We start from the raw sequence: 13496 nt of genomic DNA, 5'->3' as shown, positions 1-13496 counted from the left end.
ACCTGCCGGTTCACCGGTCGCCAGGGCATCGTGCGCAGACCCCGACGCAATGCAACGGATACGTGAAAATTCCTGGCAATAGGTACCCTCGCGGTGGCCTCCCCCTTCGGGGAGAGATAGCGTCAGGGTGTGGCAGTGAGTCTGTTGGGGAAGGCCGGCCGCGCACCGGCCGCACACGAATCAGGTTTTGCCGCGCATCGGGCGGGGGTCGACCGCCTGCTGGCCAGTTATCGCGCCATCCCCCGGGAGGCGAACATCCGGCTGGCCAAGAAGACCTCGAACCTGTTCCGGGCCCGGGCCAAGAACCCCGCTCCGGGGCTGGACGTTTCGGGCCTGACCCAGGTGATCGCGGTCGACGCGCAGGCCCGGACCGCCGACGTGGCCGGGATGACCACCTACGAGGATCTCGTCGCCGCGACGCTGCCGTACGGGCTGGCCCCGCTGGTGGTGCCGCAGCTCAAGACGATCACCCTGGGCGGCGCGGTCACCGGCCTGGGCATCGAGTCGACGTCGTTCCGCAACGGCCTCCCGCACGAGTCGGTGCTGGAGATCGACGTGCTCACCGGCGCGGGCGAGATCATCACCGCGACGCCCGACGGCGAGCACGCCGAACTGTTCCGGGGCTTCCCGAACTCCTATGGCACGCTCGGCTATTCGACCCGGCTGAAGATCGAGCTGGAACAGGTGCGGCCCTACGTGGCGCTGCGGCACGTGCGCTTCCATGACCTGCGCGAGCTGGAAGCGGTCATGGCGCAGATCGTGCTCGACCGCTCCTACGACGGTGAGCCGGTCGACTACCTCGACGGCGTGGTGTTCACCGCCGACGAGAGCTACCTGATCCTCGGCCGGCAGACCGACGAGCCCGGCCCGGTCAGCGACTACACCGGGATGGACATCTTCTACCGGTCCATCCAGCACGACGCGAAACAGCCCCGCCGCGACCGCCTCACCATCCACGACTACCTGTGGCGGTGGGACACCGACTGGTTCTGGTGCTCGCGCGCGTTCGGGACCCAGAACCCGCGGATCCGCCGGTTCTGGCCCCGGAAGTACCGGCGCTCGAGCTTCTATTGGAAGCTGATCGCGCTCGATCACAAGTACGACATCGCCGACAAGCTGGAGGCCCGCAAGGGCAACCCGCCACGCGAACGCGTCGTGCAGGACATCGAGGTGCCCATCGAGCGCACCGCCGAGTTCATGGCGTGGTTCCTCGCCGAGATTCCGATCGAGCCGGTCTGGCTGTGCCCACTGCGCCTGCGCGACAAGGGATCCACCACCGGCGGGCGGCCGTGGCCGCTGTACCCGCTGGAACCCGAGCGGACCTACGTCAACGTCGGCTTCTGGTCGGCCGTGCCGACGACACCGGGTGCGCCGGAGGGCGCCGCCAATCGCGCGATCGAACGCAAGGTGTCCGAACTGGACGGTCACAAATCTCTGTACTCGGACGCGTACTACGACAAAGATGAATTCGCCGCTCTGTACGGCGGCGACGTCTACCCCGATTTGAAGAAACACTACGACCCGGATCATCGTTTACTGGATTTGTATTCGAAGGCGGTGCAACGCAAGTGACCACGTTCAAAGATCGTTCGGACGTCTTCGCGGAACTGGGAACCAAACTCAGCATCGCCGAGATCTTCGAGACCCTCGTCGAGGGGCCGGTGCCCATTCGGTTCACCGCCTACGACGGGTCGAGCTGCGGCCCGGAGGATTCGAAGTACCGGCTGGATATCCGCACCCCGCGCGGCATCAACTACATCGCCACCGCCCCGGGCGATCTGGGCATGGCGCGCGCCTACATCTCCGGTGACATGGCCGTCGAGGGTGTCCACCCGGGTGATCCCTACGACATCCTGAAAGCGATGAGCGACTTGAAGTTCCGGCGCCCGTCGGCGCTGGCGCTGGTCACCATCGCCCGCTCGCTTGGCTGGGATGCGCTCAAGCCGATCGCTCCGCCGCCGCAGGAGACGCTGCCGCGCTGGCGACGCATCGCCCTGGAGGGCTTCCGGCACTCCAAAGGCCGCGACGCCGAGGCGATCCACCACCACTACGACGTCTCCAACGAGTTCTACGAGTACGTGCTCGGCCCGTCGATGACCTACACCTGCGCGGTCTACGGCGACGAGAACTGGACCCTCGAGCAGGCGCAGGAGAACAAGTACCGCCTGGTGTTCGACAAGCTCAACCTGAAGGCGGGCGACCGGCTGCTCGATATCGGCTGCGGCTGGGGCGGCATGGTGCGCTACGCGGCCAAGCGCGGCGTCAAGGTGATCGGTGCGACGCTGTCCAAGGAGCAGGCCGAGTGGGCGCAGAAGAAGATCGCCGAGGAGGGTCTGCAGGACCTGGCCGAGGTGCGCCACTCCGACTACCGCGACGTGCCCGAAACCGAATTCGACGCGCTGTCGTCGATCGGTCTCACCGAGCACATCGGCGTGCACAATTACCCGTCGTACTTCGGCTACATCAAGAGCAAGCTGCGCGATGGCGGCCTGTTCCTGAACCACTGCATCACCCGGCCCGACAACACCCGCACCACCAAGGCCGGTGACTTCATCGACCGCTACGTGTTCCCCGACGGCGAGCTGATCGGCTCCGGCCGCATCATCTCCGACATCCAGAACGTCGGCCTCGAGGTCTTCCACGAGGAGAACCTGCGCCCGCACTACGCGCTCACCCTGCGCGAATGGTGCAAGAACCTGGTCGAGAACTGGGACTACTGCGTAGCCGCCGCCGACGAGGGCACCGCCAAGGTCTGGGGCCTCTACATGGCCGGCTGCGTCCTCGGCTTCGAACGCAACGTGGTCCAACTCCACCAGGTCCTCGGCATGAAACTCGGCCCCGACGAGAAGTGGACGGTCCCCCTGCGCCCCTGGTGGAACGCCTGAGACACCCCATCCGTCACCTGAGAAGGCAGCACGCACCCTCACTCTGGGAGAGCGGCGCGCATCCCCATCGTGAGAGGGCGCCACATTTCCGTCATCCCGGCACGCTTTTCGCCGGGATGACGGAATACGCTCAAAGCAGGCAGTCGAGGAATTTCCTTGGTATGGCGGGGGTTTCGGCATGATCCGCACCGAACAGCAGGTCGTTGCGGAAGGTGCTGAGCAGGCCGACGACGCCGGGGCCAGCATCCAATAGTGGCCGGGGCCAACCCAATTCGGCGCAGCGGGCGACGGCCGGGGTGAGGGTGGCGATGGCTTCGCCGGTCCAGCCTGCCGCCGAGAGACATTCGGCGAGGAGGAGGGCGGCGTCCAATCCCGCACGGGGACGGCGTTGTTCGGACATCCGGGCGTGTAGTGCCCTGGCCCGTTTCACCGCGGAGTCGTCGGTGCCGAGCGGGGCCACGTCGTCGTCGCCGAGGGCGTCGACGCCGCCGCGGTAGTGGCGGGCCAGCAGGGCGCGGATGGCGGCGATCTCCTCCGCCTCGGACGTCAGCGCGGCCACGCCCGTGCTGTGCCGCACCGGCCGCATCGCCGGTTCCGGCATCGACACGGCGGGCCGCTCGACCGGCAGGTCCAGCCGGAGACGTTCGGCGCGGATGTGGGCGGCCAGCCGGGGCAGTTTGCGGTCGGCGGCGATGCGCGCACCCTCGTCGAGCCGCGCGACGGCGGTATCGACATCGCCGAGCACCGCCTTGACCCGCGCGCCCACCACGAACGTCGTGATCAGGAAGTCGACCGGCCCCACCCGGGCCACCAGCTGATGGCTCTCGTCCAGCAGCGCCTGGGCCGCATCCAGATCACCACGCCGGTAGGTGACTTCACCGAGCACCGCCGCCGCCACCCGGACCGCGTGCGAACGCGGACCCGAACGCTCCCGCGCCGTCTGCCACGCCTGTTCGAAACACTGTGTGGCCGTGTCGATATCGAGCTGTTCGTAGGCCGCCGCACCCTTGCCCAGCAGGCCCAGCACCATGCCGAGCGGGTCCTTGGAGCGGGCGTGATACGGCGCCGCCCAGTCCTGCATCCTGCGCGCCCCGTCGAAGTCGAACTCGCACAGCCGCACGAACGACACCAGATTGCCCGCCGTCGACACCGTCCACGGCGGCAGGTCGTCGGCCAGCTTCAGGCAATCCGAAACCTTGTCCAGCACACCGTCGGTGCGGTCGCGCGCCACGAGATCGGCGGCGCCCAGCACCGCGGCCTCACAGCGCTGTCGCACCGTCTCGGCGTCGGTGGGCGAACTGCGCGCCAGCATGCTCGACAGCCGCCCCAGCGCGGTGCGCGCGGCCCCGGACTGTTGCAGATTGATGTTGGCGCGCGCGAGTGCCAGCAGCAGTTTCGACCGCGAAGCCACCTGTTGCACCGGCAGTTTCGACACCGTCCCCAGCAGCGTGGCCAGCCGTGAGGTATCGATGAGATCCATGCCGCCGGACTCCAGCAGGTCCAGCGCCAGCTCCAGATCGGTGGCCGCGAGCGCGTGATCGACCGACCGGCGCAGCTGGCGATGCTCGGCGTACCACCGGGAAGCCTTGCGGTGCAATGCCTTCGACCGGCCGGGGTGCACGCGCTCCAGCCGGTCACGCAGGTGCTCGGCGAACAACGGCTGGATCCGGAACCACTCCGGGTCGTGTTCGACGCGGCTGACGAACAGCTCCCGCTGCTGCGCCTGCTCCAGCAATCGCTCGGCGTCGGACGCACCGCTGAGCGCGGCGGCCAGCGAACCGCTCACCCGTTCGGTCACCGAGATCGCCATCAGGAACTCGAGCATGTCGGTATCGAGGGTGTCGAGCACGTTCTCCGAAAGGTATTCGCGAATAGCGTGATTGCCACCGGACAGATGCGCGATGAGCTGCTCCGCGTCGACCACCGCCGCGCCCGCGGGCTCGTCCGCGGACGCCGGTCGTCCGCCCCGCAGCGACAGGCTCACCAGCTGGATCGCCGCGGGCCAGCCGTCCGCGGCGGTGTGGATCTGCTCGACCTGCTCGTCGGTCAGCCGGAAACCGTTGCGCTCCACCAGAATCTGCCGGGTCTCCAGCGGTGTCAGGCGCAGCTCGTCGCAGCCGAGTTCGACCACCTCGTCACGCACTCGCAGCCGACTCAGCGGCAAGCCGGTCTGCTCCCTGGTGGTCACGACGAACCGCAGGTGATGGCAGGCATTGTCCAGGAGGGCGTCCATCGCCCGATGCGCCCCGGCGTCGGTGACCCGGTGCCAGTCCTCGATCACCACCGCTACCGGCTGCCCGGCGGTGTGGATCTCATCGATCAGCGTGGAGATCGCGTAGGGCACGGCCTCCCCGGACCGCTCCTCGAGCACCTGCTCGAGTCCCGTGCCCAGTTCCGGTGCCACCCGGCGGATGGCCTGCACCAGGTGCGCCAGGAACCACACCTCGTTGTCGTCGTCATCGCCGATGCCGAGCCAGGCCACCGCGGTGCCACCGGCGGTCAGCTCGGCCCGCCACTGCGCCGCGACGGTGCTCTTGCCGAATCCGGCCGGACCGTGGATCACCGCCAGCCGACGGCGTTCACCGGCGCGCAGGATATCCAGCAGACGCGGACGTTCGATCGGCCGCCGCGTCGGCGTCGGCGGCCGGAATTTCGTTGCCGCCGTAGGCGGTAACGTGGCGGGCGGAACCAGCGGGTGCGCCGCGGCGGTATCTTGCGAGCCGTCGCGAGGCGGCGGACGCAGGGTCGGCGAGGCCCGCCTGCCCGTCAGCACGGACCGCGAGCGGAGCGACGGGTACGCCGTCGCCCCCGCGATGCCGGCCTCGTCGGCGTTCGGACCGGGTTGCAGCAACGCCATCTCGTCGGGCAGTTGGCCCTGCTCGCGCTGTACCGAGCGCAGCAGCTCGCCCAGCTCCAGCGCCGACCGCGGCCGGTCCGCCGGATCGGCCGCCATCGCCCGTTCGATCACCTCCGCCACACCGGCGGGGATGTCCTGCTCGCGCAGGTCCGGAACGGGCTGGGTGGTGATGCGCAGAAATTGCGCAACGACCTTCTCCCCGGACTGCCGCTCGAAGGCGGCGTGCCCGGTGAGCAGGGCGAACAGGGTCGACCCCAGGCCGTACACGTCCGAGCGCACGGTCGGCTCCTCGCCCTTGAGCACCTCGGGCGCGGTGAACGCGGGCGAGCCGGTGATCATGCTGGTCGAGGTGCGGAATCCACCCGGGATGCGGGCGATGCCGAAATCGGTCAGCTGCGGTTCGCCGTAGCGGCTGAGCAGCACGTTGGCGGGTTTCACGTCGCGGTGCAGTACGTGCACCCGGTGCGCGCTCTCGATCGCCCCGGCCAGTTTCACCCCGACCCGCAGCGAATCCGACCAGTCCAGCGGCCCGTGGTCGCGGATGAGTTGCTCGAGCGAGCCGTGCGTGGCGTAGGGCATCACGATGAAGGGCAGCCCACCGGGTGTCACGTCGACCTGCAGCACGTCCACGATGTTCGGATGGCCGGACAACCGGCCCATCGCGTGCTCCTCGCGCAGGAATCGCTCGCGGCTCTCCTGGTCGATCTCCGAGGAGAGCACCTTCACCGCGACGACCCGGTCCAGGGCGCGCTGGGCACAGCGATAGACGACCCCGAAGCCGCCGCGGCCGATCTCCTCGGCGTCGAACAACCCCATCGCCGCGAGCTGGTCGGCGATCCCGATCCGCGGGTAACGCTGGGTGTTCGATTCGGCGGGAGCATCGGTGCTGCGGACTTTGCCCGTATGTGGGTTCATGGGACCACCTCGAACGTTCCGCTGATTCCAACGTAGCGCGGACTTCGGCGACGCGGTGGCAATTCCGCCCGCGTGTATCCCGCACCCGCGAAAGCCCTTCGGACGCGGTACGGCCCGGACCACGTCCACCGTGATCCGGGCCGTACCGGCTGCTACGCCGGGATTACTTACGCAGCGAGGCGGGTACCTCGAACCGCTTGCCGTACTTGGCGGCCAGCTCGTCGGCGCGGGCCACGAAGGCCTCCTGGCCACCCGGGTAACCGACGATGAACTGGTGCACACCGCCGGTCCAGGCCGGGTAGCCGATACCGAAGATCGAGCCGATGTTCGCATCGGCCGTCGCGGTCAGCACACCCTCGTCGAAGCACTTCTGGGTCTCGATGGCCTCGATGAACAGCTGCCGATCGATCAGGTCCTGGAAGGGAACCTGGTCCTCGGTGCTGGTCTTGAAGTGCTCGCGCAGACCCGACCACAGGCCCAGCCGCTTGCCGTTCTCGTCGTAGTCGTAGAAACCGGCCTTCTCCAGCCGGCCCGGACGACCCTCACCGACCATGTAGTCGATGACGTCCTGCGCCGGGTGCCGCTCGGTGCCCAGGCGGGTGTCGCCCGCCTTCGCGGCCTCCAGCGTCTCGGCGGCGATCTTCTGCATGAGCTTCATGTTCAGCTCGTCCGACAGCTGCAGCGGCGCCGCGGGGTAACCGGCCTGCAGACCCGACTGCTCGATGGTCTGCGGGTCGATGCCCTCCTTCAGCATGGCGATCGCCTCGTTGACGAACGTGCCGATCACGCGCGAGGTGAAGAAGCCGCGGCTGTCGTTGACCACGATCGGGGTCTTGCGGATCGCCAGGGTGTAGTCGAACACCCGGGCCAGCGCCTCGTCGGAGGTCTTCTCGCCCTTGATGATCTCGACCAGCGGCATCTTGTCCACCGGCGAGAAGAAGTGGATGCCGATGAAGTCCTGCTCCCGCTTCACACCGGTGGCCAGGCCGGTGATCGGCAGGGTGGAGGTGTTGGAGCCGAGCAGCGCGTCGGGGGTGACGATGTCCTCGATCTCCTGGAACACCTTCTGCTTGAGCTCGGTGTTCTCGAAGACGGCCTCGATGACGAAGTCGACGCCCGCGAAATCCTTGGCGTCGGCGGTCGGGTGGATGCGGTCCAGCAGCGCCTTGGACTTCTCCTCGGTGGTCTTGCCCCGCGAGAGCGCCTTCGCCTCGATCTTCTCCGAGTAGTTCTTGCCGCGCTCGGCCGCCTCCAGCGAGACGTCCTTCAGCACGACCTCGTACCCGGCCTTGGCCGACACGTAGGCGATGCCCGCGCCCATCATGCCCGCGCCCAGCACGCCGACCTTCTTGATCTCGCGCTTGGGCACGTCCTTCGGCCGCGAACCACCGTTGTTGATGGTCTGCAGGTCGAAGAAGAACGCCTGGATCATGTTCTTCGCGACCGGCCCGGTGAGCAGGTTGACGAAGTACCGCGACTCGATCAGCGAGGCGTTGTCGAAGTCGACCTGTGCGCCCTCGATGGCGGCGGACATGATGTTCTTCGGGGCCGGCATGTTGGCGCCCTTGAGCTGCTTGCGCAGGTTCGCCGGGAACGCCGGGAGGTTGGCGGCCAGCGCCGGGCTCGACGGGGTGCCGCCGGGGATCTTGTAGCCCTTGACATCCCAGGGCTGCACGCCCTTGTCGGGGTTGGCCTTGATCCACGCCTTGGCGGCCGGGACCAGCTCCTCGACCGAGCCGACGACCTCGTCGACCAGGCCGATGCCCTTGGCCTTGTTGGCGTCGAACTCGTTGCCCTGCAACAGGATCTGCAGCAGCGCGGTCTGCAGGCCGAACATCCGCACAGTGCGGGTGACGCCGCCGCCGGCGGGCAGCAGACCCAGCTTCACCTCGGGCAGGCCGATCTTCAGGCCCTTCACGTCGGCGGCGATGCGGTGGTGGGTGGCCAGCGCGATCTCCAGGCCGCCGCCGAGCGCCGCGCCGTTGATGGCGGCGACGACCGGCTTACCGAGCTGCTCCAGACGGCGCAGCGCGGACTTGATGACGGTCAGTTCCTCCATGATGGCCGCGGCGTCGTCCGGCCCGGTCTGCATCATGTTCTTGAGGTCGCCGCCCGCGAAGAAGGTCTTCTTCGCCGAGGTGATGACGACACCGGCGATGTCGTCCTTCTCGGCCTCGAGGCGGTCGACGGTGGCCTGCATCGAGCTCTTGTAGAGCTCGTTCATCGTGTTGGCGCCCTGGTTGGGGTCGTCCATGGTCAACACGACGATGCCGTCGGCGTCCTTCTCCCAGGCAATCATGTTGTCGGTCATGTCTTTTGGTCTCTCCTGTGAGGTAGGGCGTCAGACGCGTTCGATGATGGTGGCCACACCCATGCCGCCGCCGATGCACAGGGTCACCAGGGCGTAGCGGGCGTTACGGCGCTCCAGCTCGTCGACCATGGTGCCGGTGATCATCGCGCCGGTGGCGCCGAGCGGGTGGCCCATGGCGATGGCGCCGCCGTTGACGTTCAGCTTCTCGTCCGGGATGTTCAGGTCCTTCTGGAACTTCAGGACGACCGAGGCGAACGCCTCGTTGAGCTCGAACAGGTCGATGTCGTCGACGCTCAGGCCCGCCTTGGCGAGGGCCTTCTGGGCGGCCGGGGTGGGGCCCGTCAGCATGATGGTGGCGTCGGCGCCGCTGATGCCGGTGGCGACGATGCGAGCGCGCGGGGTCAGGCCCGAGGCCTTGCCGGCCTCCTCGCTGCCGATCAGCAGGATCGCCGCGCCGTCGACGATGCCCGAGCTGTTGCCGCCGTGGTGGACGTGGTTGATCTTCTCCACGAAGTGGTACTTCTGGGTCGCCACCGCGTCGAAGCCGCCCATCTCACCGACCACCGCGAACGACGGGTTGAGCTTGGCCAGGTCCTCCAGGGTGGTGCCGGGGCGCATGTGCTCGTCGCGCTCCAGCACGGGCAGGCCGTTGATGTCGCGCACCGGCACGACCGACTTGGCGAAGTAGCCGCCGTTCCAGGCCGCCGCGGCGCGCTCCTGCGACCGCACGGCGTAGGCGTCGACGTCCTCGCGGCTGAAGCCCTCGATGGTGGCGATCAGGTCGGCCGAGACGCCCTGCGGGACGATGTAGTTCTCGTAGCTGGTCCACGGGTCCATGAACATGGCGCCGCCGTCGGAACCCATCGGCACGCGCGACATCGACTCGACGCCACCGGCGATGACCAGGTCCTCGAAGCCGGAGCGGACCTTCTGGGCGGCGAGGTTGACAGCCTCGAGGCCGGACGCGCAGAACCGGTTGATCTGGGTGCCGCCGACGGTTTCGGGCAGGCCCGCGGCCAGCACGGTGGTGCGGGCGATGTCGGCGCCCTGGTCGCCCACGGGCGAGACCACGCCGAGGACGACGTCGGAGATGCGGTCCTCGTCCAGATCCGGGAAGCGGTTGCGCAGCTCCTTGACCAGACCGGTCGTCAGATCGATCGGCTTGACCGAGTGCAGCGAGCCCTTCTTGTTACGGCCCCGCGGAGTGCGGATGGCCTCGAAAATGTAGGCCTCTGTGGTCATATCGGAGTGTTTCCTTCCTTAGGCTGCGCCGACACCGCAGTGCCCGATATCGCCGCAGGTAACCTCGCCGACCGGCCGTCGGGCCGACCGTGTGATGGCGGTCCGGGCACATGGCTCGCACCAGGACTGGACGCTGTACAAACGTCGGCATGCGCAGGCGCTCGCGTGCTCGATCCGCCCCCTGTTCCGGGGCCAACCATAGAGCCTCGTAGCACCGCCGCTGACGACCACCCGTTCATAGTACAGCCGGATGCGAACTCCGGTTAACTTAAGGCCGTCCGGCGGGTGTCTGTCAAGCCTCCAGACGTGTGGCGCCCAGCTCACTCGCGAGCAACTCCAAGGCCACCTCATCGGGGTCGCGGCGGTCGCCGGGCGGTGCCGGGCGGGCCGACTCGGCGAGCATCTCCCGCTCCTCCTCCGGCGTCGGCGCAGGTGGGACACCGTCATAACCTACCGGCGAGTAGCCGGACGGTCCCGGGTCGTCGGGCAGGTCCGGCCCGTCGGGCAGCGGAATGTCGTCGTCGGGCGGTGGCGGCGGCGTGCTCGAATCGCTGCCCGCCGGGCCGGATTCGCGACCGCGCGCCGAGGTCGAGCCGGATGTCTCCGGACTCGCCGCCCGCGACTGGCTCGGCCGGGTGTACCGGGGTGCGTCGGCCTGCGCCGGACCCGCACCGGACTGCGCGCCATCCCGTCCCGCAGCCGCCCCACCTCGGTTGGCAGCGCCGGACTGGGCCCGCCCGCCACTCGCGGGCGCGGTACCGGATTGGGCCCGCCCGCCACTCGCGGGAGCCGCAACCGCCTGGGCCCGCCCGCCACTCGCGGCGGCGCCGGACCCGACCTCCCACCGCACCCCGAACTCGCGCCCCAGCACGGCCCGCACCGCCCCCTGCACGGCCTCCACGTACTTCGGGTTCGACAACCGCTGCGCCAACGGCGCGTGCTGATGCGCGAACACGATCGTGTCCCCCTCCACCCGGGCCACCGAAGCCCCGGACAGCAACGCGTGCACCGCCGCCCCGAACTCCCGGACCTTCCCCCGTATCTCCCCCCACTTCGCCTCGACCTCCCGGGCCACATCCCCCTCGGGCGCCGCCGCCGCGGCAGCATCGTCCCCCGCTCCGAACTGGTCCGCCGCCCCCAATTCCGCCGCGGCCCCGCCCGCCGGACCGGACGCGTCGGCGTCACCGGCCGCCTCGACCCGGCCGGACACCTCGGCACTACCCAGCGCATCCGCCGGACCCGCCACACCGGCACCGCCGCGCGCATCCCCCGGATCGGACGCATCGGCCTCGGCACCGAACGACGCCGGTGCGGAGGGGGGCGGCTCAGGCGAGGACTCCGCATCACCCGGCACCCCGTCCGCGGCGATACCGCCTGCGGGTGCACCACCCGAAATGCCAGGTGCCGCCCGACCGGACGGCTCGAACGGGTCGGCCGTCGCATCGGACCCGTCGGACAGCTCCCGACGCACCGCATCCGCTGCTACGGACGATTCGAGGGCATCGGTCGAATCGGCTTGTGGCGTGGCGGTTTCCACTCGCACACCGGAACGATCGGCAGGCGCCGCTCCAGCGGTGTCGGGCGCGGTATCCATCATCGGCGTCGCGGAATCGGAAAGTGCCAGGGCGGCCGGGGACTCCGGGCCGTGCGGAGCCTGCGCCCGTTGGGCAGGATGCGGGCGCTGCTCCTGCGCCACGCGGGCGACCTCACCACCCGCCTGCGGCAACGGCTCCACTCGCGGACCCGGGGAGGCGGCCGATGCCGGGGAGTCGCCCCCGGGCGGAACCGGCTCGCTCGCCGGAGTATTCGACGCCACGGGGGTGACGGCAGCAGCCTGCGCCGCGTCGGGAGTGGAAGACGGTGCCGGAGGCGTCTTTTCGGCACGGATGGCGGCGAGGGCCTCGGCGCCGCGGCGGCGGGCGCCGCCCTCGGCAGGCGCGGAACCCGGCGCCGACTCCCCGGCAGGCCGGGAGGGAGCGCTCGCGACCTGACTCGTCGCGCCACCTGCCATGCCGCGCTCCAGACGCTCCAGGCGTTGCAGCGTGGCGGATTCGGCGTCGGAGACGGCGGGCAGGAGCATGCGGGCGCAGACGACCTCGAGCAGGAGGCGAGGGGCGGTGGCGCCGCGCATCTCGCCCAGACCCTCGTGCAGCAGTTCGGCGTAGCGGGTGAGCGTGGCGGGGCCGATGCGGTCGGCCTGGTCGCGCATCCGGTCGAGGACATCGCCGGGGCCGGTGACCAGATTGCGGTCGGCGGCGTCGGGCACCGCGCGCAGCAGGATCAGGTCGCGCATGCGCTCGAGCAGATCGGTGGCGAAGCGGCGCGGGTCGTGCCCGGCCTCGACCACCCGGTCGACGGTGCCGAACAGCGCCGCGCCGTCACCGGCCGCCAGCGCCTCGACCGCCTCGTCGATCAGCGCGATATCGGTGACGCCCAGCAGCGCGAGCGCCCGCTGGTACGTGACGCCCTCCGCCCCGGCACCGGCCAGCAGCTGGTCCAGCACGCTCAGGCTGTCGCGCGGGGAGCCGCCCCCCGCGCGAATCACCAAGGGGTACACCGCCTCCTCGACCTGCACGTGCTCCTGCTCGCAGATCTTGCCGAGCAGGCCGCGCATGGTCGCGGGCGGCAGCAGCCGGAACGGATAGTGATGGGTGCGCGAACGAATGGTCGGCAGCACCTTGTCGGGCTCGGTGGTGGCGAAGACGAAGATCAGATGGGCGGGCGGCTCCTCCACGATCTTGAGCAGCGCGTTGAAACCCGCGGTGGTGACCATGTGCGCCTCGTCGACGATGAACACCCGATAGCGCGACTCGGCCGGTGCGTAGAAGGCGCGGTCGCGCAGCTCGCGAGTGTCGTCGACGCCGCCGTGGCTCGCGGCGTCCAGCTCGATGACATCCAGATTGCCCGGCCCGCCGGGCGCCAGCGCCACGCACGACGAACACACCCCGCACGGCCGCGACGTCGGGCCCTCGACACAGTTCAGCGAGCGGGCCAGGATGCGCGCCGAGGAGGTCTTGCCGCAACCACGCGGGCCGGAGAACAGGTAGGCATGACTGATCCGCCCGGTGTCGAGCGCGGTGCTCAGCGGATCGGTGACGTGCTCCTGCCCCACCACCTCTGCGAATGTTGCCGGTCGGTACTTCCGGTACAGAGCCACGGCCCGAGGGTACCGGCGACCACCGACAGCGTTCATGGCAACCGACCACCGGCCCGCGGCGCCCGGGCGCGCCGCGAATCAGGCCGTCCGGCAAGCATTCCCGGAACCCGCTGCGGCGCACGACAACAT

The 13496-nt window shown here is 69.4% G+C and carries 6 protein-coding genes; 2 read left to right on the top strand and 4 right to left on the bottom strand.

What is annotated here, in order from left to right:
- Positions 1–135: 135 nt before the first annotated feature.
- A complete protein-coding gene (locus tag NWFMUON74_RS01380; RefSeq protein WP_187688846.1) occupies positions 136–1572 on the top strand; it encodes an FAD-binding oxidoreductase in 1437 nt (478 codons plus the stop codon).
- Positions 1569–2885 (top strand): class I SAM-dependent methyltransferase, encoded by a 1317-nt coding sequence (locus NWFMUON74_RS01375; protein WP_187686210.1) that lies wholly within the window; start codon positions 1569–1571, stop codon positions 2883–2885. Before NWFMUON74_RS01380 ends, NWFMUON74_RS01375 begins: the two co-directional genes overlap by 4 nt.
- 130 nt (positions 2886–3015) lie before the next feature.
- On the opposite strand, the gene NWFMUON74_RS01370 is transcribed toward NWFMUON74_RS01375, so the two are convergent.
- The 4 genes from NWFMUON74_RS01370 to NWFMUON74_RS01355 form a co-directional block, all read right to left on the bottom strand.
- Positions 3016–6657 (bottom strand): serine/threonine-protein kinase, encoded by a 3642-nt coding sequence (locus NWFMUON74_RS01370; protein WP_187686209.1) that lies wholly within the window; start codon positions 6655–6657, stop codon positions 3016–3018.
- A gap of 163 nt (positions 6658–6820) precedes the next feature.
- Positions 6821–8968, bottom strand: a complete 2148-nt coding sequence (locus NWFMUON74_RS01365) for a 3-hydroxyacyl-CoA dehydrogenase NAD-binding domain-containing protein (protein ID WP_187686208.1) — start codon at positions 8966–8968, stop codon at positions 6821–6823.
- A 30-nt stretch (positions 8969–8998) separates the two neighbouring features.
- Positions 8999–10210 (bottom strand): acetyl-CoA C-acetyltransferase, encoded by a 1212-nt coding sequence (locus NWFMUON74_RS01360; protein ID WP_187686207.1) that lies wholly within the window; start codon positions 10208–10210, stop codon positions 8999–9001.
- A gap of 292 nt (positions 10211–10502) precedes the next feature.
- On the bottom strand, positions 10503–13367 hold the full coding sequence (locus tag NWFMUON74_RS01355) for a DNA polymerase III subunit gamma and tau (protein WP_187686206.1): 2865 nt from the start codon (positions 13365–13367) through the stop codon (positions 10503–10505).
- Positions 13368–13496 lie beyond the last annotated feature (129 nt).

This window comes from Nocardia wallacei, from assembly GCF_014466955.1.
Taxonomy (GTDB): domain Bacteria; phylum Actinomycetota; class Actinomycetes; order Mycobacteriales; family Mycobacteriaceae; genus Nocardia; species Nocardia wallacei.
The sequence above is the reverse complement of the archived record's forward strand: the minus strand, read 5'-3'. Positions and strand labels throughout refer to the sequence as shown.